This window comes from Peribacillus sp. FW305-BF15 (genome assembly GCF_058783805.1).
This window is the reverse complement of record NZ_JBYSYV010000006.1, coordinates 97,187-119,075: the sequence shown is the minus strand read 5'-3', so window position 1 is coordinate 119,075 and position 21,889 is coordinate 97,187. Positions and strand designations below refer to the sequence as shown.

Sequence of the window (21,889 nt, the reverse complement as noted above, 5' to 3'; positions counted from 1 at the left end):
CGAGATAATTATCTTAAACCAGGTGATCTCTCCTCCCTTTGAACGGGTTCAATACTTAGTTTGTTTTCGATTTCAAGTTCTCAAATTTATTGTTTTGTTTTCTTATAATCAATTTCAAGTTTATCGTTAGAGATGTCAAATATAGTCAGTATGGTATGAACACCTTTTTTTCTTCACTCGCAAAATGAAAGCCCATTTTTTAAAAAATAATCACTTTGTGTTTCCATTTCCAGGTAGATAGATCGGTTACTGCCCGACCTCCAACTTATTCATTAATTTATTCCAATTAATGAATTTCTCCAAAAAGATCGATATAATGACACCCATAATGAGACCATTTGTAATGAAAGGCTGCAAGAGGACAGGTATACTGCCGAATAATGCTGGCGGGATGTTCATAATGCTAACTCCAACTAGGACCGGCCCTGCTAAACGGAGTATCGTTTCAGAGTTGAATAACGTTCCTTTCAGACTGTTTAATGCGGTCCCGAACAATTGAAGGTATGCGACAAATAAAACAGCGTTACCTATTGTTAATGGTATTGTTCCTAAGAATCTCCCTAATGGAGGAATAACTCCAAGGAGAGTAAACAAAAATCCGCTTATAATGAATGGCTTTCGTTTGAATAACTTGGTACTTTGTAAAAAACCAATCGTAGATGTAAATGGTGTAAAAGGGACCAAGCCAAAAATCGAAGTGATAAACGCAAAAATACCTGTTACAAAAATAGATCTCCTGTATTGACTATGTTCCACCTTTTCCTTGTAAACATCTGCAACAGCTTGAATAGAAGCGAAAGAATTCGTTAAATTCAGAAGGACAGCAAAAAAGGAAACAAAAATAATACCAATATTCAAGTTTGGAGTTCCAAGGGGAAAGAAAGTGAATGCCATACCTGAAGAGCTAGCCGTCGGAAGATCTGAAGGGAAAATAATTCGATATAATGACCACCCTACGATAATTCCGATCAGGATTGAGAAATTGCCTAGTATTTTTCCTCCTTTAATCCTTAAAAAGCCGACGAAGATGACAATCAAGATTGAAAACAAACTGACAGGAAGATCAATTGTTCCACTTTCGGTTATTTTAAACATACCTTTGAAGAAAATAAAGATGAGCTGAAAGGTCAGTAAAAATATATAAACACTTATCACCATCGGCTTAATTACTTTTTGTATGATATAAATCAGGTTAAATGCCGCAAGCAGTACGGTTACAGCTCCAGCCAGCAAAATACCTGTTGCAATACCTCCCCCTACGGTTTCAAAATCCAATCCGAGTGCAGATGCAGAGATGCCCATATTTATCATCAGACCCCACATTAGCCCTGAATGGCTGTCCAATAATGGATAACGATGCCCAACCCATGCCTGCAGAATACAGGATATTCCGGTAAAGATAAAGGAGCACCTTATCGTCATTTCAATCGTTTCTGTAGGAAGCTGGAATGCTGCTCCTACAGAAATTGGTACGACAACCGTATTGGCAAAAATAAAAAAAAGCCACTGTAAAGAGGAGAATAATGTTACAGTAACTCCTTGCTGTTTCATCTTAATCATCACCATTTCCGATTTCTGGATTTTTATAAAATCTGTTTTCTAGTTTTAAGGAAGCCAATCGTAGAAATTACAAAATAATAAAAATATAAGCGAAGCGCTGTCTTCACTACAATCGCTTCGCCTTAATCACTTTTTTGTTTTTTAAAAGAAGAAACTTAAATTATTTTGTAATGTTTAATAAACTTAGCATTTTTTTAATATCTTGTTATATCCATAGGCAATGCCCCTGCAGCAAAGCCTACAAACATGAATCGGCTGTTTCCTGTATTTCGCATTCCATGAATTTGATTAGGCTTGGCCAATACTACCATTCCTTTCCTGATCGTGATCTCATTCTCTAGGTCAGGGAAGTATGTTCCTTCCCCCTCAATGCAGACCCAAATATCATCAACATTCGAATGGGAATGTAAATATACTTCCTGCTCAGGTTCAAGACACCAAACTGCCCCAACAGTTTTATCCGTTTCATAGAAATAATTTTTTTGTGGTGCATTAGAATCGAATTTTGCTATCTTATCGATTTCAAAAACTCTTTCCTCTATTATCGACTTTTTGTTCAAAATTACATTCTGGTCCATACCTCAGCACCTCTTTTATATTTAATGGTCATCTCCCTAAAATACAATTCTGCCCGCATTAAATCTCTTGAAGTTGTCATCTACTCATTTCTTCTATATGATGTGACCTTTTACAAGGATGCATCACGATTACAATCTTTAGAGTAAACATATGTTAAACTTTCTCTGCCTACCGCATAGGCTGCTTGATGTACATATGGACCCATAAAAATGTAATCTCCTTTCTTTACAGGAACCCACTGATTATCCAGATTATACATCCCTTCTCCCGAGAGTAAGTAGGCTCCATGTTCTTGCACATGTGTTTCGATGAATGGATGAGATGCAGCAGGATCAAAGGAAAGAATATGAAAATTCATATCAAAATCTATATCAGCAGGCAAAAGATCCTTAAGATGGACATTATGCATATCATCATAAATCCTGAATTCGATGTTGTTCGCATGGTTTGAATGAACCCATGGCCTCCGTCCTTCAAGCGGACGATACTTTTGCTTATATAGGAAAAGTTTAGAATCTCCATCCGATTGGTTTTCTAAATACATCTTTGTTCCGGGCGGACAATATAAATAACCGCTTTCATCGAGGACAAACTCTTGTTCACCTGCAGCAGCTTTTATTTTCCCTTCAATAACATAGACAAATGTCTCAACATCTTCTTGTCCACCAAACCCCTCGCTGTTCTTTCCATCCTTTTGCATTGTCACAATGTAATCGACAAAGCTTGCTCCAAGCTTTGGAGAACCCAAAATGGAAATGATACAATTCTCAAATCCCGGAATAACATTATTAACCAATCCTTCAGGTGCAATTAACGCATATTTACCGTGCTCAATTATTGATCTGCTTGCTAATAAATCTTTAGGATAACCCATCTTTTAAACTCTCCTTTTAATCGTATTTTATTTGAAATATGTGACTCATGGTGTGCCCATTTCCCGCTATAAATCAACTTATAATCGTAGCTTCTTTTCATATATTATTAGCTTGTGTTAGAAACAATTAAGTCCCTTATATAAATACTAACCGCTTTCATTTAATTAGTCTTTATGCCTAATTGATAAAAACGTTTTATATTTTTGTTCATTATAGATAAAAAGATTTTCTCCAGTCCTTTATGCTTAACAATCTAGATTTTAATTTTTTCCACAGTGGTAATGCTTCCATTTTCAAAAACAATATCCCCATTGACAATCGTTGTTGTTACTTGCCCTTTGAATGTCCTGCCAACATAAGGCGACTGCTGATGGCGGTAGAACAAATCTTCCTTTTTCAGCTCGAAGCTTTTGTTCAGATTAACTATCGCCAGATCAGCGTCGCTATCAACGGCTATTATCCCTTTATGGGGATAAAGGCCAAATAACTTAGCTGGATTCGTTGATGTTAATTCAACAATTTTCCCCAGAGGAAGATTACGGTTGAAATGCCCCTCTGTCAACATAATATTGAGCGTAGATTGGGCACCGGAAATCCCGCCCCAGGCACTGAAAAAGTCATCATTTATTACTTCTTTCATAGAGGCAGGTGCTGGTGAATGGTCGGATGCTATTACGTCAATTTCACCGTTTGCTACAGCTTCCCATAATTGTTCCACTTCTTCATCATCACGCAGTGGAGGGCAGCATTTTGCCAACCCGCCTTTTTCCTCTAAGTCTTTTAATGTCAAAGATAAATAATGAGGGCATGTTTCTACCGTAATATCCAGGCCTCTTTGTTTTGCCTGATTGATGACTTCCACTACTTTGCGGCTGCTCGCATGAACAATATGCAGTTTACACCCTGTAGCTTCTGCATATGAAATTATTCTTCTTACCGCTTCAATTTCGGAAATTATCGGTCTTGATTCGACGAAGTCCTTTGCAGTCGTCTTTTTTTGTCTTTGTTTTTCTTGTGCAAGCTGATCACAAATCACTGTACTTTCAGCATGAACGGCTAAAAGTGAACCAACAGAGGCAATTTCTCTCATCCCTTTAAAAATCGTACTATCATCGACATGATTGAAATCGACAATTCCGCTCGGTGACATAAAAGCTTTAAATCCAATTACTCCATTTTCATCAAGTTCCTTAATATTCTCAATATTTTCCGGTATAAGTCCACCCCAAAAGCGGCAATTGACTACCGACTTTTCTTCGGAGCAAGCTCTCTTTAATGCCAAATATTCTTTATTGATTGTTGGTGGTGTACTGTTCAATGGCATATCAAAATAGGTTGTCACCCCACCTGCCGCTAAACTTCTGCTACCAGTTTGAACACCCTCCCACTCAGTTCTGCCTGGCTCGTTGAAATGAACATGAGTATCAATTAATCCTGGGAGGATGTGCTGCCCCTCAGCATTAATTTCTCTTGTTGCTAAAGCATCAATATTTTTGCCAATAGTCACTTCTTTAATTTTCCCTTCCTTAATTGCAATATCTCCTTGAACAATCGAATCAAACATTACAAGATTTCCATTTCTAATGAGTAAATCATATGTAGCCATAGGTTCATTCCTTTCTGTGGGAAATCAAATTTAATAAAAACTTTTAAGGAGAATCCTCTTTTACAAGTTGCATAATGAAGAGACGAACATCTTGCTTTCTACAACTGAAATCGTATATATTCCGAATTAAATACAACTATTACTTTCTGAACATCGTTTTGAGATTTAGTAGATTCCGCTAAAACTTCTATCAAGCAATATTGGAATGAAACTTACAATCCATTTCCCCAACTTAATCGCATCCACCTTTATGAAGACAGGAAGCGAGATGCGCAGCCTTGGCTGTTATCTTGTTTTGTACGGCACCCTCACCAAGGCCGTCAACACCGATCCATTTTTTAATATTCGGACTCTTTTCCTGACTATTTCACGTTTCCATCAATTAAGCCCCTTTAACCACATCCTCTCGTTTCTGTTGCGCTTTTTAAACAAGGTTCTTTCGTAAAGATTGTTGTTTTTAAAACGAAACTATTTTAGGTTGATTGGAGCGGAAGTGCGAGACTCCTGCGGGAGCAGCGGGACAGGTGAGACCCCACAGGCGTTTACGCCGAGGAGGCTCAGCGCCCGCACCAAGGAAAGCGAGCACCTGGAGGGGAAATCAAACACACTGCACTACTTCGTAAATAGCAACAAAGTATGCGGCGAACAGCCTTAAACAAAAACAATATAGATGAACGAATGCGAGCATCGTACCTGAGAAAAATGATAGAGCAAATAATAGCTTGAGAGCAGGCAAAAACTGGCGGATTTTATGCGCTTCAAAATATAAATATAGTTTCTATAGATAATTAATGGAATGTAAAAAAAATTTTGAAAACAGTTTCATTAACCTTCAATCCTCTATACAATTGATTATAAGCGGATTCATTCACAAAATCATTATGCGATGTAAACAATTTCCATTTAAATTTTTGTCCAAATTTAACAAAATTCGTTTGCTTCCCTTTCTAGTAATAAAAACTGACAAAATGTAGAATTAGAAGGTGTATGATGAAAAAGGTAGAAGATTTATTTATCGTTGATGTGTTTCAAGAAGCCAAAATTATTGCTGGACATGCCGGACTTAAAAGGAAAGTAGAATCAATTGAGATTTCAGAAACACCAGATGCCATCAATTTTTTAGCTAAGAACTCCCTATTATTGACAACAGGATACGCTTTTAAAAACGACCCCCATGCATTATGCAATCTCATTTCCCAAATTAATGAACTTCCATGTGCAGGGATTGCCATTAAACTTAAAAGATTCATTGATGAGATCCCGCAGGATGTAATCGAATTGGCCGATTCATTAGAATTTCCAATTATTCAAATTCCAGAGACATTAACATTAGGTGCGGTTGCTCATCAATTATTAAGCTTTATATGGGATAACCAAATTGAAGAGTTATTCTATGCGATGCATATTCACAAGGAATTTACCAATATGATGATAAAAGGCTACAGTCTGAATTCTTTAATTGAAAATCTTGGCTCCCTATTAAAATGTCCTGTTCTCCTACTTGATCCTATTGGTGATGTGACATCCTTTTCTCATCATTTTCGTACAGGAAATATGAAAATCGTTATGAAAAATGTTCAAGAACAAATTAAACGTGATATAGAAACATACCTAGAGAAAAACCAGCTTACTATCGACATCCAAAATACGGACATTTCTATAAAAATGTTTCGGGTGAAAACAATGCGTCCCTATCCCTATTTTCTATTAATTCTTCACCCTGAGAAGCTTTCATACCCATCTTCACAATTAGCTATAGAACAAGCATCAACAGTCATTTCATTCACGCTGCTTAAAAACGAGGCTATTAGAGAAAACAGTCGTTTGTTAGAAAATAACTTTTTTGCTTCCCTTGTTGATGGAAAGATTTCTAACAAACAAGAAATTATTCATAGGGGAAAACAGCATGGCTTAATCGACAATATGAAATACGTATGCATTGTATGTAAGATTGATGATGATAAACAAAACGCTTTACAAAAAAGTGCAGACATAATGAATAGATTATACGACTATTTATATAAATTTTTACATAAATCATTTTTAAAAATAGATACTAACAACATCGTTTTTATGAAAGATGGATATTTTGTAATTTTGATGCAAGCTCCTCTGAATATTAATGATTCGATTAAAAGCATAATAGAAGAAAGGCTGAAGGAGTTCCAGAATGAGGCTTATTCAAATCTAAAAATTTCGTTGTCGTTTGGAGTTGGTAACTTTTCTAATGACCTTACCTATATCCACCTTACATACGAAGAGGCAGTGGAAGCATGGACAAATGGGGCTGAACTGTTTCAAAATAAATTTATCAACTTTTACGAGACCAAGCAATTAATCGAACTGATTCGGTTAATTCCCGAAAAAGATTTAAAAAAATTTTATGAAAATACTTTACGTTCTTTATCCTACCCGAAAAATAAAGATGAAAAAGACTTAGTTAATACCTTATTGGTATATTTGGATAATAATTGTGAACTTGCTATTACATCCAGGAAACTGTTTGTTCACCGTAATACCGTTAAATACCGAATTGCCAAATGTGAGGACATGTTGAATTATTCCGTTCATGATGCAAAAAACTCACTTCATTTACGTATAGCTTTACTCATGAGTTCAATTTTCAGGGGTAATAGTGATTAATAAGTTATTGTAATCACTACTAAAGCAGATATTGACTGAAGGTAAACTGCTCCACGCAGACAGAGATCAATATAAAGAGTAAATCTCGACTTTATTTTCTGGAAGTGTCTTGGATTAAGGAATTCAGGAATTTCAGTGGCTTTTTTAAATTACATTGGATCATTGTCGATACGCATGACTGTTTCATCGAATGAAGGATCTTTGTCCTATAATTGAAATGTATTCATTTTGAAAAAACTCGTGTTCCGATACAGTCGGATCACGAGTTTTTTTGTAAGTTCTCTTTTAGTTGATAGCTAAAACTTATAAGTTCCTCAATATTGTTTTGTGGCTATCTTAATCACTGTAGAGTAAAGGACTCTAGCTCCTGCACCCATATCTTCTACAGTCACGAATTCATCTGGGTGATGACTGAGACCATCTTTACAACGAACGAAAATCATTGCAACATTCGTTACCTCCGCCATAGCCATTGCATCGTGACCAGCACCGCTTACAAGACTGATAGGACTGCCATCCAATTCGCTAATGGACTCCTCGATTACTTTAATCAATTGTACATCACAGTATACAGGATCAGCTTCCATGACCTGTTCAAAATGAATTTGGAGTCCTCTAGCTTTTGCTACTCTTTCACCTTCAGTTAATATGGCATCAATAGCTTTTTTCTTACGCTCCACATTTAAATCACGGATATCCAGCGTTCCTGTTACAAGGCCAGGTATTACATTACTAGCACCCGGACTTACAGTAAGTTTTCCGATGGTCGCCACTAATGGTTCATTTTGGATAGCGATGTTCTCAATGTAGGAAATGAGATCACTAGCTCCTAAAAGCGCATCTTGTCTAAGGGCAACAGGAACTGTCCCTGCATGTCCAGGTTTCCCGATAATTTCAAAATAAAATCTTGTAGCACCAGCAATCCCACGAACTATGCCGACAGGTTCATTCTCCTTCTCAAGCACAGGCCCCTGTTCGATATGAAGTTCCAAATAAGCGAGAAGTTCTTCTGGAGTACGACTAGCGTCTTTATAAGCATATGGGTCAGCAATACCAATTCCTTTTAACGCTTCAGCAATTGTTATTCCTTGTTCATCTGCTCTTTCTAAATCTTCAGCAGTAAAAGTTCCTGCAATCGCTTTACTACCAAGGAAAGTTGAGTGAAACCTTACTCCTTCCTCATCACAAAAACCTACCACTTCGATTGGATTGCATAATATAATGCCATTATCCTTAAGAGTTTGAACAACTTCTATTCCAGTTATAACTCCTAGAATCCCATCATATTTACCTGCTTCAATCACGCTATCTAAATGTGAACCAATCATTAAAACTGGAGCTGTAGGATCTTTCCCTTCATAACGTCCGATTATATTATTAAGAGCATCTTTTCTTACCGTCATCCCAGCTGCTTTCATCCACTCTTCAACTAGACTTTCTGCTTTTAAACTTTCCACTGTGAAAGGTAGTCTAGTGACACCAACAGTTGTGGATGAACAAGCAGCAAGTTCTTCGGTTCTAGTGTTGATTCTTATAGCATCAACATCCTTCTGAAGTTTAACCAATCGATCACTTCCCTGCCAATTTAATCTCTAAGTAAAATTTTTGTTATTTAAATCCAGTTACTTAATATGCAAAGTCATATTAACACTTTATTTAGTCTTTGCTCAATAGGAATTCTGCATGATAAGCTAATTAAAGTTAGATTAAACGGTGACAAGCAAAGGCACTTGTCACCGTTTAATACATATCGTACATATATATAGGCTAACTAACTAAACGCCCTTTTTTTGAATGTAATAATGACCATGCATCAACGAGAGTACGTTTTGACTGTGCAATTACAATATCAGATGATTCTGTACCGACAGGTTTTACTTCAAAAGCGACTATATTCTTTATACCTTCACCGATGTAACCAATTTCTAATAGAGATCGTAAATACTCCGCTAATTCAGGAACATCAACTTCACTTCCTGGATATCCGAAACGCGGATGCTGATCGCCGTAAGCAGGATCAGAAGTATCTTTAATATAGCAATTTCCGATATGGGCATGATTAATATAATCACGAGCTAACGTTAATGCATCATGAGACGTTTCACGCTGCATTGGTAAATGACTTAAATCAAGCATTAAACCGAAAGTGGGATCTACTTTACGAACTTCTTTTGCAACTTCAACAGCAAGTTTATTCGAACCGATTAAACATTTCTTATCAGTCTCATCATCAAATGTTTCAAGTGAGAGTACTAAATCACCTTTAGATTTTGCATAATCGCATAATTCTTTGATAGAATTCGTTAGTAATTGTAAGGCAACATCTTGTTGAATATCTGGTTTAGCCCCACTTAAGAAACCAAGTTTAGCAGCATTTACTTCGTAAGCCTGGTCAATTCCGCCTTTTACTAAATCGATAGCCCTTCTACGCTCAGCTTCATCAAAAGAATTAAGGTTTCCTTTGTTTCTTAATAGAATCGGTTGTGCACCAAATCCTACATTCATTCCACCGGATTGTAAAATTTGAGCAGCCTCTTTACGTTCTTCAGGATTGTTAATAGATGTAATTTCAATTCCAGAGAAAAAATCATCTTGTACAATTTTCTTAATTGTTTCAACAGCTGGGCCATCTCCACCCATTGTTTCCGGATAAGCCATGAAGTGAACAATTCCGACTTTCATAGAATTATGAAGATTTGCTGACATTGTTTCGCCGATTTTTCGGCTTCCCTCCTTTAATGAACCCATTATTTAAGTACAGTCAAGACTGCTTTTCATTACTAATATGTTTTTTGAAGCAATAGGTTATATCCCATTGCTTCAAAGAACACTTCCATCAAGAGTGATGATTATTTAGAATAATCAATCTTTTCTGAGTATTTGAAGCCGTTAAGTGCACCGTTATTAGAGAATTCGCATGCGTTCTTAGGATCTGGATCAACTATAACTTCGATTAAATATGGTTTACCTGAGTCAACTGCACGTTGCAGAGCTGGTTTGATATCATCATAATGTGTAACAAGCTCACCACGAACACCCATACCTTCAGCCGTTTTAACAAAGTCGATTCCGCGCTCTTCATTATCACATAATTCATTTTTGTAAATTAAGTCCGTAGAAATTTGACGTCCATTATAGAACCAGTTTTGTTGTTGACGAATTAATCCCATTAATGAGTTATTCATACAGAAAATAATGACCGGAATATCATGCTTTGCAGCTGTAGCAATATCTTGTAATGACATCCCCAAGCTTCCATCACCAAGGATGTTTACACTTTGTCTTTCAGGAAATGCAAGTTTCGCTGCCATTGCTGCACCAAGGCCCCAACCCATTGTCCCTGCACCACCAGTTAATAAGTAAGTTCTTGGTACATACGTTTCAAATAATTGAGAAGACCAGATTTGGCTGATACCGCAGTCATGTGATACGAAGGCATCTCGATCTAAGAATTCACGAAGTTCTCGCAATGCACGCTCTTGTCTGATTGGAAGTGTTGTGTAATCCGTTTTTCGTGCCCATTTCTTACGCTCTTCAGTTAAGTTGACTCTAGTACCTACTTCGGCAGTTGCAGCTACTTGAGCACCAAGTGCTTTATGGGCTTCTGCAAGTTTAACCATGAATGTTTTAACATCAGAAACGATACCTAAAATCGTTGGTACAACTTTACCAATTTCCTTATTATCAAGATTTACGTGGATGATTTTCTTACCGTTTTGTGTGAATACAGAAACATTACCAGTTGAACGATCAGCGAAACGTCCGGCAAGGTTGATTACTAAGTCAGCTTCAACAATTGTTTTGTTACCGAATGGAGTATCAAGCATCGTTCCCATACGTCCAGCGAATAAAGGGTGATCGTTAGGGAAGGTATCCATCCCCATGCCAGAAGTTACTACAGGGATTTGCAGTTCTTCAGCTAACGCTTTCAATTCAATGGTAGCGTTCGCAATGTTGACCCCTCCACCAGATAGTAAGACCGGTCTTTTAGCATCTTTTAATAATTCCAATGTTTTCTCTATATCAGCGTCAGAAGCTTGTGGTAAGTTATCGACTGGAGTAGAACCGATAAGCGCATCTAAGTCGACTTCTATTTCAACTTTTTGTTGATCAACTGGTAAATCAAGAAGAACTGGACCCTTTCTGCCAGTAGTAGCTGTTACCCATGCTTCATGGATAAATTCAGCAGCTTTCGAACCGTCAGTTAAACGGTATGCAGCTTTCGTTACAGGCTTTGCCATTTCAACGATAGGCGCTTCTTGGAATTGCATGGTTCCAATTAAACTATTTTTTTGTTGACCGGTAATGGCTATCATTGGAATGGAATCCATCCATGCACCGTAAAGGCCAGTTAAGAAGTTAGTTCCGCCAGGACCTGATGTGGCAGCACATACGCCTACTTCACCAGTTGCTCTTGAATATCCATCAGCCATGAAAGCACCCGTTTGTTCGTGACGAACAATATATGATTCAATTTTAGTTAATTCTTTTACTGCATCATAGAATGGTAAAATCGCAGCTCCCGGTACACCATAAACATGTTTCACCCCTCTTTTTTCTAAATACAAGGCAATTAACTCAGCAGCTGTCATTTTTTGTTTAGCCATTTATATCTCTCCCTTTTGATCCTTTTTTATATTTTCAAAGATTTGAGCAATTGAATCTTTATCCCCAACGTTGCCCGGAAATACGATATAAGGTGTATCTTTGAACTTAGCTTCACTTCCGGTTAACCATACTGGAACACCGGCGATCGCTTGCCCTAAAATTTTTGCATATTTAATATCTAAGCCGTCAGTTGCCACATCACTCGAAGTTATACCACCTTTTGCGATGATGAATTTCGGCTTTACTTTTAGTGAGCGAATAACTTTAACTAAAGAACTTGAAACAGTTTGACTAATCTTTAAGTTTTCTTCCTTATCTTCCGCACTAATTAAATCTCTACTCGTATATACAAGCGTATCGCGATTAGAAGAAATATTTTGATCTACTAATTGACATACTCGTGTTAGCTCTTCAATTCTTGTTTCTTTATTTAGAACTTTCACAACACTCATTTCGATTTGTTCAATCGGGTATTTACTCATTAGTTCCTTAATTTGTTCCGTAGTTTTATTCGTGTGAGAACCTACTATAATAAAGCCACCATTGTTTTGGCTTTCATCATTTGAAACAATCTCATTAGCTGATAAATATGGACGATCCTGAATTCCCGCAATCGATTTTACAATAGATGCTGCAGTTCTAAACAAGAATTGCTTGCCAGAATCAATTGCTTTAAGGACAGCTAATGATACGATGTCCAATTCATAATAAGATTTAGCATTTACTATAATAGGAGCATTATTGTTAGCAGATAGTAATATCTCATAAACTCTATCAATGCCACCATTGTGAATATCTTCCAGTGAAATGATCAATGCTGATTCTGAAGCTACGCTTCCATCTGTCTTTTCTTCAATCCATTTTGGCAAATTAGCGGTTTTGAAACCGAATACGGAATCATTCGCAAATTCTGTTTCATTTACTGGGACAAGCTGGCCGTCCACACCTAAATAATGAATATTATCTATGGTGTAACGGTGTGCTTCAAAAAAAGCCGGAATGATTAAATGACCTGAAATTTGTACATCAGCAGTTTTTAATAATTCATCTTGGAGCACATTAATTTCAAGTGGATAATGCCCTCTTAATGTTGAGTCACTTCTACTGATAATTGAATAATTGATTCCCATTTCCTTAGTAACGTCAACAATGTTTTGGACAATCTCCCTATTGATGTTTTCCGTCTTTTCTGCATTATAACTTCTTGTGTTTGTTAAAATATAAAGTACACTTCTCTCATCAGATAATCCTTTTTTAATCCAGTCTTTTCCCCAGTCCGTGATGACAAAAATATCATGTACCGTTTGGACACCGGTTGGATCATCATCTAAAACGATAAACTTATGTTTTGTTTGATTTAAATGAGCTTTGATTTCAGCACGAAGGCTGTCATCCGATTTAGAGAAGAGGTCTAAAGTATCCTTTAAACTTAGATATTGGGTTGCGTTTGACAAAAACCCTCCCCCTTTCATTATCTAAAAATGTGATTAGCTAGTTACTCTATGCCCTAATAATTCATTTGCAGTAGAAATAATACGGTGTGCTCTTAATTCAAATAAATCAAGTAATTCATCCATTTTTCCAGAAACCCCAAAACGGTCATTTGTACCGATTCTTCTTAATTTAGCTGGTTGGTTTTCCGATAATACTTCAGCAACAGCACTACCTAATCCACCTATAATTGAATGCTCTTCAACTGTGATGACATGTTTTGTTTTCGCAGCAGATACAATAATGGCTTCTTTATCAATAGGTTTAATTGTATGGATGTGTAAAAGTTCGGCGCTTACACCTTGCTTTTCCAATTCACCTGCTGCTTTTAGTGATTCATCAAGCATTATCCCAGTACTGATGATTGTTATATCTGATCCTTCACGATATTTAATTGCTTTGCCTATTTTGAATGGTTCTTCTTTTTTGGTAACGATCGGTACTGGTAATTTGCCAACACGGAGATAAATTGGTCCTTCATGGTAATAAGCAGCTTCTACTGCTTTTTCCATTTCAACCGCATCAGCTGGAACAATTACCGTCATACGTGGAAGTGAGCGCATTAAAGAAATATCTTCAAGCGGTAAATGTGTTGCACCTTCTTGAGCAGCTGATGTACCAGCGTTATGACCGACAATTTTCACATTGTTATTTGAATAACATACCGAAATTCTCATTTGATCAAATGCGCGCCCAGTAAGGAAGTTTGCATAAGCATTGGCAAATGGTACTTTACCCGCCACTGCCATACCGGCTGCGGTACCTACTAAATCACATTCAGAAATACCGATGTTGAAAAAGCGTTCTGGAAATCTATTTTTATATAGATTTGTCATATTCGATTTTGCGCAGTCCGCGTCAAGTACCACTAAATTGTCATGTTTTTCTCCAAGTCTAATTAGTGCATCAGCAAAACCTTTACGTGGTGCTTCTTGATTTGCCATCTTAAGCCAACTCCTTTAAAGCGATTTCTAATTGCTCATCATTCGGAGCCATTCCATGCCATTCATGGGTATCTTCCATAAATGAAACTCCCTTGCCTTTAACCGTATGAGCTAGAATTGCAGTAGGTCTGCCTTTAGTGCGTTTAGCTTCTTTATACGCTTCATTAACTGCATGAATATCATGACCATCTATTTCAACAACGTGCCAACCGAAAGCTCTAAATTTATCACCAAGATTTTTTACACCTTTTACATTTTCAACAAAATCATCAAGTTGAATTTTGTTCCAGTCGATAATCGCACAAACGTTATCAAGATTGTAATGTGCAGTTGTCATTGCCGCTTCCCAAACTTGACCTTCTTGTAATTCTCCATCACCTATCATGCAATAGGATCTTCTATTGCTGCCATCCAGTTTTGCAATTAATCCAACACCATTAGCTACTGACAATCCTTGACCAAGTGATCCTGAAGATATGTCTACACCTGGAATATGCTCTCCACATGGATGTCCATGTAACCTACCGTCAACATCCCTGAATGTCATTAATTCTTCAACCGGGAAGAAACCTTTTTCAGCTAATACTGAATAAAATACAGGTGTACAATGCCCCTTAGATAAGAAGAAACAATCTCGGTCTTGCCAATCTGGGTTGTCAGGATCAACATTCATGTGTTCAAAAAATAGGACGGACATTAATTCAGTTGCCGATAAAGAACCACCAGGATGACCACTTCCAGCATGGTTCGTCATTTTAACTATGTGCCGGCGAATCGTTTTCGTTAGATTATTATAAAATTCGCCTTTCTCTTTAGAAAAATCCACTATTTACTCCTCCTTTTAGTCGCACAATAAGCAACGTCGTTTCATTAAATGATTAAAAAAATAAAAATAAGTAATTTGTTGCTTATTAACTAACCTTGTTTCTTATTTTGATATTATCACCGTTTTTTGAATATTTCAAGTATTTTACCATTAAATTTTTTATAAAAATTTTCGTAGGACAAAACACCAAAGTTCCTATTCAAAGATAAACTTGATTCAATAAACTTCCACAAAAAAAGAATTGGTCTTATACATTCTTTCAGACTGTAGACAATTTGAACGTTCTCCTCTCCGGGCACTCGCTTTCCGCGGGCGGTCGGCCCTCGGCTTTCGCCTGCGGGGTCTCCCCCTAGACGCGCTTTTCTAAGCAGGAGTCTCGAACACCCGCTCCAATCAACTTTGTCTTACCTTTTAGATAGAACACTTTTGCCTAGAGTCATATTTGTTTTAAAATAGAAGTACTTAATACTTGAGGTGATGAGGATGCTTTCGAAACATGATTCCATTCAGCGAGATCAACTTGAAATGATTATTTAGATCAACTGGTGCCACCGAACCATTAGTCGTAAAATGGAGGCTGCCATTGATTTCACTTTCATTTATGACTTGGTGAAAGGTTTGTATTAAGAGGTAGGATGCCTTCAAATGAATTAAATCAAGGATTGGACAAACCATGGAAAGAAGCCTTTTCCACCTGATAAATTTGATAAGGAAGGAAAAATCCCGAACCCCTTTTGTTCACAAAAAAAGAATTGGCATTATACCAATTCTTTTTCACATTATTTAATTATCCGTGTAACCAAGCCTCTTGGAAATCTTTTTACCAATATCCATTATAATTGGTTTAATTTCAGTTAATCTTTCTTCAGTCATTCTGATGCTTGGTCCTGATATACTAACAGCAGCTGTAATTTTCTTACGATTATCAAAAATTGGCGCTGCAATACAGGTGATTCCTTGTTCATTTTCTTCAATTTCCCTACCAATACCTTCATTCCTTATTTTTCCCAATTCTTTAAAAAAGGATTCTTTATCGGTAATCGTTTGTTCAGTATGTTTTGGTAAACCATGCTTGTCAATTATATCTACGATCTCATTTAATGGCAGATGGGCCAAGATTACCTTCCCAACTGCCGTACAATGCATTGGGGCACGTCTCCCTACTTGTGAATGTGTTCTAAGGGTTTCACTTCCCTCAAGTTTTTCAATATAGACTACCTCTCCTTGATCATATACGGTCAAGTGGATCACTTCATTAATATGTGATTCTAACTCTTCCAGAAATGGTTTAGCTTGAGTTCTCAAGTCAATAGATTCAAGCAGCATCGAACTTAATTCTAAATATTTATAGCCTAATCTATATTTTTTAGTTTCAGGATTTTGTTCGATGAATCCATGATCTACAAGAGTACTTAATAGTCTGAATATAGAGCTTTTATTTAAATCTAGGTTGGAGGCCAGCTCAGTAACCCCAATCCCTTCTTTACGCTTGCTCACTAATGAAATAATTGTTAATGCCCTATCTACTGACTTAACCATTTATATTAACCTCCGATTAAATCCTATATTACTGATCCTGTTTCTTTATCTTACCACAAGAGCAATACCCAGACATAATACCAGTCAAAAAATAAACCAAAAAAGAAGGTATGACGCCATTAAGGGCAACTAAAGTGCCCTTTTGGGTCAACCTTCTTTACATAACTTTATGCTTGTACGAAACTATTTTTTGCCGAAATGAACTTCCCAATTGGATGACTTACAATCCCTTTCTCAAAATCAAATACTAGTTGTCCTCTTACAAACGTTTTCGTCACTCGACAGTTAATCTTTCTTCCAACATAAGGGCTTTGTTGATGACGGTAATACAAATCTTCTGGCTGAATGGTGTATGATTTATTTGGATCAAGAAGAATGATATCAGCGTCATAGGAAACTTTAATGCTTCCTTTATTTCTTAAGTTAAATATTTCTGCAGGTTTAGTCGCAATCATCTTTGAAAAATCACATACAGAAACACCACGTTTCTTAACAGCCTCGTCAAACATTAAATCAACATTATTTTGGCAGCCACTAATCCCTCCCCACACATCAAACATATTATTCGTGTTGCTCTGCTTCATTTCTGGAGGACATGGGGAATGGTCTGAGGCCAGGATATCAATTTTCCCTTCCTTAAGAGCTTCCCATAATTTATCTTGTTCTGTTTTAGTACGAAGCGGCGGGGCGCATTTCGCAACAGGTCCTATCCTTTCAAAGGTTTCCATATCCAACGTGAAATAGTGAGGACACGATTCTATCGTAACCTCTTGGCCTAGTTTACGTGCTTTAAGGATTTCTTCCACAGCCTCTTCACTGCTAATATGAACAAAATGCAATTTGCATCCAGTCTCTTTACCCAATAACAAAGCACGTTTTACAGCATCAACCTCAGTAAAAATGGGGCGGGACTCTACATAATCCCTTGCTGTTGTCTTCCCTTGTTTTTTCTTTTCAATTGCCAGTTTATCGGTAAGCTCTGCATTCTCAGCATGTATAGATAAAATATGCCCCAATTCCGATAGTTTTTTCATACCTTGATATAGAGTAAAATCATCAACATTTTTAAAATCTCCAATTTCCTCACTGCCACATGTTGCCATAAAACATTTGAAAGCCACAACGCCTTCGTTAGAAAGGTCCTCTAAATCTTGGAGATTATCAGGAACTAATCCACCATACAAAGCATAATCAACATACGCCTTATTTTCAGCAGATCTTAATTTTAAATGCAGTGAACTCTTTGTAGTCGTTGCCGGCAAAGCGTTTAATGGCATATCTACAAATGATGTTGTTCCTCCTGCAGCCAGTGCTTGAGTTCCTGTTACAAACCCTTCCCACTCCGTTCTGCCTGGCTCGCAAATATGGACATGGGCATCTATCATCCCAGGCATGACATATTGATGAGCAGCATCTATGATTTCAGCAGATTCTCCGGTTATTTCTTTTGAAATTTCTGCAATCTTACCATGAAGTATACCGATATCTAGTTGTTCCACTGTATTTTCAATTACTACATTTCCGTTCTTTATAACTAAATCAAACTTCATTCTCCTAACCCCTTTTTTTGCAATTTTCAGTATATTAACATTGTTCAATTGCCTTGTTCATTTCCTCCTCAGATTGCATCAATCCATTATAAATAGACAGAGAGAATAGCCCCCGGAAACATAGAAATACAAGTCTACTTTTCAAAAATTGTACCCTTTTTGAATTTTGAATCTTTAAATGCAAATTTCATCAAAAGCAAATATGCACTGCCTCCCACAACAACGCCGATAATCCATGCCAGCTCCACTTTCAAACAGGCTGCACCGGCGCCGATTAGCAATGCAAGCACCGCTGCTGGATTATACCCGGCAAATGGACCGTCTTCCTTATACAAATCTGCAACATTCACCTTCTGCTTTCTTAATATATAATATTCGACTAATAATATAGAAACAATCGGTCCTAAAAATGCCGAATATATAAGAATGAAGATTCCAAGACCCTTTGCCGAAGAATCCTGCACAAGAACCCAAGGGAATGAACAAAATGCAAGCAGTCCGGTTATGGTAACTGCAGGTTTATATTTCATTTTTGTAAGCAATGTAATAACATAGGTTGGCGGAATGATATTGGCAACCATGTTTACTGCCACCGCACCCAAAACAATAAATGCGGATACAAAGAGGGTAATATACGAGTTATCCACCACGACCGCAAATGCTTTTACAGGATTGTTGATGCCGGTTGCGGAAGCAAGCATTCCACCGATTGTAAGTGTCAAGCCGTATGCTGTTAAAATAGGAAGAAAGTACAAAAACCCGCGCTTTTTGTCGCTAATACCGGTTTTTAGCTCTCTTGAATAGTCCGCTGCACTTAAAAAGATAGCCGCATAATTCCCCATAAACATCATGATCAATGCAAAGAAAGGTAAGCCCCATGATCCTTCTGCATGAACCCATTTTTCTACAATAACATCGCTATAGGAGGTTAGTAGAACGCCAAATACATAGAGAAGCGCAAGTACAATAACAATAGACGCAAGCGTTTCCACCCATTTAATGGCATGGAATCCATACAGCGAAAGTCCAATTTGCACTAACTGCAGCACGACAAAGCAAATGGCAACATTATCAAAGGCTCCACCCGTCATAATCTTCGCAATTTCATTTAAGGCAGTACCGCCAATCCAACTTTGAAAACCGTACCAAACGATGGCGGGAATACCGCGCATCAGTGATGATATTACGGAACCTTTCAGGCCAAAGGACATTCTAAGCTGTACAACATATGGGATACCCGTTCTGTATCCGAGCCTATCATTTAAAGCAAAAACAGTTGAAATGATACCAATTGCCATGATAGCTGCGGCAAATGTCTGAAAGATGTTTAACGTAGCGATTCCCGCTACAATCATACTGGCTCCAAGCGTCATATTACCTAGATTAACACCGTCACCAACCCACATGAAAATATAGTCTACCGGACTTACCGTCCTACCTTCCTCGGTTTTCGGATTAAGTGATTCATCCACACCCGTATCATGTTGGATCTGCTTTTCTTGTGGAACGTAACTTTCTAAATTTGTAGACATGATACATCCAACCCCTTTTTTATTGTTTGCCGCATTTTAATGCATTGGTTAACAAGTTAGGTCTTAGATGTTTGCCAAGGCTATGATATGTTACAAACTTCCTTCTAAGTGGTCTTTTCCGTTCATCATTCACAGGAATTAAAATGCGAATTTGTTTTGTTAAAAGTACTATTTTCCATCACTCGATGTATTGTCGCGTATTAAGCAACGTCGTTTCTTTAAATTTACAAAAAAAAACCACATGACAACACTTTAAATCTGAAAATGCTTTCGAAGGGCTGTATCACCTCCTTAAAAACCCTAATGGTAAGCGCTTTCATTAACTGTATATCAAATTACAATTAAAGAAATATATCTGACAAGGAAGAAGAAATCTGTAATTCCTCATTAAAATGAAGATTCGACTCAATTTCACTAAGATGAATGAGAGATAAGCGTTCTGCAAGATCACCGTCCCTTTGCTTAATGGCATTAAAAATTTGCAAATGATCGTGAGAACCACATGTTTCCATTTTACCTCTTCCATAGATTGCTATAATCACATAAGTTAGGGAAATTAAATCTTCCAGATATTGATAAAAATACGAATTCCCTGCGATTTCAGCTATTTTCAAATGAAAATCCCCAGAGACTTTTAAAGATTCATAAAAATCCAGACTACCATAAATATGTCGTTCTTCTTCTACCAGAGTCTCTAGTTCTTTTAATTGTTCCTCATTATAGAGTCTGCATGCTCTTCGCACTGCTTCCCCTTCTAAGATTCTCCTCATTTCAAATACTTCTTTTGCTTCTTCAATTGTTGAACAGGAGACAAAGGTACCTTTATGCTCTTTAATTTTCACTAATTTTTCATATTCCAATCTGCGCAGAACATTTCGAACAGGGGTACGGCTTACGCCAAACGATTCAGCAAGATCCTTTTCTATGAGTTGCATATTTGGCCGAAGCTTTTGCTGGATAATAGCTTGCTTGATTTTTTTATAGATATCCATTTCTAAACTATTCACACTTTATACCTCCCCTCAATGAAGAATTCAAAATTGAATGCAGTATTGTATACAATACTGGGTAAAAAAATTTGAACTGGATTATTGTACTAAATTTTATATGATTGATCATTTAAATTAAGTTGTTTAAGTTGCTTCAATCTGTCTGTTTTCAAAGAACATTGCCAAATCTCAAAAGATCTAGCCGCCCTTCCTGTCCCTCAATAAGCAACATCGTTTCAATAAGTGAGTAAAATATAACATTTTATTCTATATTTCACATTTTTTATACTATCACCACTAATTTAGTTTTTCAACAAAAAATTCAAAATTCAGAATATCTTTATCTCCTTATTTACATAAAATAAATACTATTATAGCAGGATGCAATTTTTCTACTTAAGACTATTCCTTTAAGGTAATAACAACTTTTGCACCTCACCACCCCATTATTAATAACCATATAGGAGAAGAGGCTGACCTTTTGAAAGGCAGCCTATCTACTGAGAAAAAAGATTTTAATGCAGTAACATTTTACTTCTTAGAATCTTTAAACATGGTGTATATTCCTTACTTATATCACTTTTTAACTTTTATAAATGATTTAATTGCTTTTATAGCTGCTTCATAGTTCGGATGTTCCGTAATTTCCGGAACGTATTCAACATACTGTACGATATCATTTTCATCCACAACGAATACTGCACGGCATTCTAAACGATGTTCCTTTATATATGTGCCATAAGCTGTTCCAAATGACATCTTAAAATGATCTGAAAGGGTTTGGACTTCTTCTATTCCTGCTGCTCCACACCATCTTTTTTGTGCAAATGGAAGATCTACACTAATTGTTAACACTTCTACATCATTTCCTAGATTGCTAGCTGATTGGTTAAATTGCCGCGTTTGTGCGTCGCATACTCCTGTATCAAGAGAGGGAACACATGAGATAAGGCGGACTTTCCCTTTTGAATCTTCAAGTGTAACTTTTGAGAGATCGTTTGCTAACACTTCAAAATTTGGCGCTTTATCCCCAACACGAATTTCACTCCCAATCAACGTAACTGGATTTCCAGCAAATGTTACTATACTTGATCTTTCTATAGACATATTATTTTTCCTCCTATTACCTTAGCAATTCTTCTAAAAA

At 36.9% G+C, this 21,889-nt stretch carries 16 protein-coding genes; 1 reads left to right on the top strand and 15 read right to left on the bottom strand.

The window, feature by feature from the left end; genetic code table 11:
• Positions 1–246: 246 nt before the first annotated feature.
• The 4 genes from AC3WLU_RS08065 to AC3WLU_RS08050 all read right to left on the bottom strand — a co-directional run bounded on the left by AC3WLU_RS08065 (position 247) and on the right by AC3WLU_RS08050 (position 4,620).
• Positions 247–1,551, bottom strand: coding sequence for a uracil/xanthine transporter (locus AC3WLU_RS08065; protein WP_268564644.1), 1,305 nt, complete (start codon positions 1,549–1,551; stop codon positions 247–249).
• 203 nt (positions 1,552–1,754) lie between these two features.
• The gene (locus tag AC3WLU_RS08060; protein ID WP_194719361.1) at positions 1,755–2,138 is read right to left on the bottom strand and encodes a cupin domain-containing protein; all 384 of its coding nucleotides are present in this window, start codon (positions 2,136–2,138) and stop codon (positions 1,755–1,757) included.
• Positions 2,139–2,248: 110 nt separating this feature from the next.
• On the bottom strand, positions 2,249–3,013 hold the full coding sequence (allE, locus tag AC3WLU_RS08055) for a (S)-ureidoglycine aminohydrolase (RefSeq protein WP_063577190.1): 765 nt from the start codon (positions 3,011–3,013) through the stop codon (positions 2,249–2,251).
• A 254-nt stretch (positions 3,014–3,267) separates the two neighbouring features.
• Entirely contained in the window at positions 3,268–4,620 is a 1,353-nt protein-coding gene (locus AC3WLU_RS08050) for an allantoinase (protein ID WP_034314938.1), read from the bottom strand.
• Between the two features lie 990 nt (positions 4,621–5,610).
• On the opposite strand from AC3WLU_RS08050, the gene AC3WLU_RS08045 reads away from it, so the two are divergent.
• Positions 5,611–7,263, top strand: a complete 1,653-nt coding sequence (locus AC3WLU_RS08045; protein WP_063577191.1) for a PucR family transcriptional regulator — start codon at positions 5,611–5,613, stop codon at positions 7,261–7,263.
• 314 nt (positions 7,264–7,577) lie between these two features.
• On the opposite strand, the gene AC3WLU_RS08040 is transcribed toward AC3WLU_RS08045, so the two are convergent.
• The 11 genes from AC3WLU_RS08040 to tpx form a co-directional block, all read right to left on the bottom strand.
• The gene (locus AC3WLU_RS08040) at positions 7,578–8,828 is read right to left on the bottom strand and encodes an allantoate amidohydrolase (RefSeq protein ID WP_492597087.1); all 1,251 of its coding nucleotides are present in this window, start codon (positions 8,826–8,828) and stop codon (positions 7,578–7,580) included.
• 202 nt (positions 8,829–9,030) lie between these two features.
• Positions 9,031–9,969 carry a sugar phosphate isomerase/epimerase family protein gene (locus AC3WLU_RS08035; protein ID WP_413002229.1) on the bottom strand — a complete coding sequence of 313 codons (939 nt, stop codon included), beginning with the start codon at positions 9,967–9,969 and terminating at the stop codon, positions 9,031–9,033.
• 143 nt (positions 9,970–10,112) lie between these two features.
• The gene (locus AC3WLU_RS08030) at positions 10,113–11,870 is read right to left on the bottom strand and encodes a thiamine pyrophosphate-binding protein (protein WP_191929022.1); all 1,758 of its coding nucleotides are present in this window, start codon (positions 11,868–11,870) and stop codon (positions 10,113–10,115) included.
• Complete coding sequence (locus tag AC3WLU_RS08025) at positions 11,871–13,325, bottom strand: four-carbon acid sugar kinase family protein (RefSeq protein ID WP_492597086.1); 1,455 nt, start codon at positions 13,323–13,325, stop codon at positions 11,871–11,873.
• A gap of 33 nt (positions 13,326–13,358) precedes the next feature.
• Positions 13,359–14,306 (bottom strand): transketolase family protein, encoded by a 948-nt coding sequence (locus AC3WLU_RS08020; RefSeq protein WP_440439843.1) that lies wholly within the window; start codon positions 14,304–14,306, stop codon positions 13,359–13,361.
• A gap of 1 nt (position 14,307) precedes the next feature.
• Positions 14,308–15,132: a transketolase gene (locus AC3WLU_RS08015; RefSeq protein WP_098866690.1), complete on the bottom strand. Its 825-nt coding sequence runs from the start codon at positions 15,130–15,132 to the stop codon at positions 14,308–14,310.
• Between the two features lie 783 nt (positions 15,133–15,915).
• On the bottom strand, positions 15,916–16,671 hold the full coding sequence (locus AC3WLU_RS08010) for an IclR family transcriptional regulator (RefSeq protein WP_034314964.1): 756 nt from the start codon (positions 16,669–16,671) through the stop codon (positions 15,916–15,918).
• A gap of 167 nt (positions 16,672–16,838) precedes the next feature.
• Positions 16,839–18,221: an allantoinase AllB gene (gene allB, locus AC3WLU_RS08005; protein WP_492597085.1), complete on the bottom strand. Its 1,383-nt coding sequence runs from the start codon at positions 18,219–18,221 to the stop codon at positions 16,839–16,841.
• Between the two features lie 134 nt (positions 18,222–18,355).
• A complete protein-coding gene (locus AC3WLU_RS08000) occupies positions 18,356–19,753 on the bottom strand; it encodes an NCS1 family transporter (RefSeq protein ID WP_492597084.1) in 1,398 nt (465 codons plus the stop codon).
• 341 nt (positions 19,754–20,094) lie between these two features.
• The gene (locus AC3WLU_RS07995; RefSeq protein ID WP_230134720.1) at positions 20,095–20,760 is read right to left on the bottom strand and encodes a GntR family transcriptional regulator; all 666 of its coding nucleotides are present in this window, start codon (positions 20,758–20,760) and stop codon (positions 20,095–20,097) included.
• Positions 20,761–21,318: 558 nt separating this feature from the next.
• Positions 21,319–21,849 (bottom strand): thiol peroxidase, encoded by a 531-nt coding sequence (gene tpx / locus AC3WLU_RS07990; protein ID WP_283930081.1) that lies wholly within the window; start codon positions 21,847–21,849, stop codon positions 21,319–21,321.
• Positions 21,850–21,889: the final 40 nt, after the last annotated feature.

Bases quoted from the DNA above. Each gene is read 5' to 3' on its own strand.
- AC3WLU_RS08035 (WP_413002229.1), bottom strand. From the start codon at position 9,969: ATGTCAGCAAATCTTCATAATTCTATGAAAGTCGGAATTGTTCACTTC.
- AC3WLU_RS08020 (WP_440439843.1), bottom strand. From the start codon at position 14,306: ATGGCAAATCAAGAAGCACCACGTAAAGGTTTTGCTGATGCACTAATT.
- allB (WP_492597085.1), bottom strand. From the start codon at position 18,221: ATGAAGTTTGATTTAGTTATAAAGAACGGAAATGTAGTAATTGAAAAT.
- AC3WLU_RS08060 (WP_194719361.1), bottom strand. From the start codon at position 2,138: ATGGACCAGAATGTAATTTTGAACAAAAAGTCGATAATAGAGGAAAGA.
- AC3WLU_RS08030 (WP_191929022.1), bottom strand. From the start codon at position 11,870: ATGGCTAAACAAAAAATGACAGCTGCTGAGTTAATTGCCTTGTATTTA.
- AC3WLU_RS08000 (WP_492597084.1), bottom strand. From the start codon at position 19,753: ATGTCTACAAATTTAGAAAGTTACGTTCCACAAGAAAAGCAGATCCAA.
- tpx (WP_283930081.1), bottom strand. From the start codon at position 21,849: ATGTCTATAGAAAGATCAAGTATAGTAACATTTGCTGGAAATCCAGTT.
- AC3WLU_RS08050 (WP_034314938.1), bottom strand. From the start codon at position 4,620: ATGGCTACATATGATTTACTCATTAGAAATGGAAATCTTGTAATGTTT.
- AC3WLU_RS08010 (WP_034314964.1), bottom strand. From the start codon at position 16,671: ATGGTTAAGTCAGTAGATAGGGCATTAACAATTATTTCATTAGTGAGC.
- allE (WP_063577190.1), bottom strand. From the start codon at position 3,013: ATGGGTTATCCTAAAGATTTATTAGCAAGCAGATCAATAATTGAGCAC.
- AC3WLU_RS08065 (WP_268564644.1), bottom strand. From the start codon at position 1,551: ATGAAACAGCAAGGAGTTACTGTAACATTATTCTCCTCTTTACAGTGG.
- AC3WLU_RS08045 (WP_063577191.1), top strand. From the start codon at position 5,611: ATGAAAAAGGTAGAAGATTTATTTATCGTTGATGTGTTTCAAGAAGCC.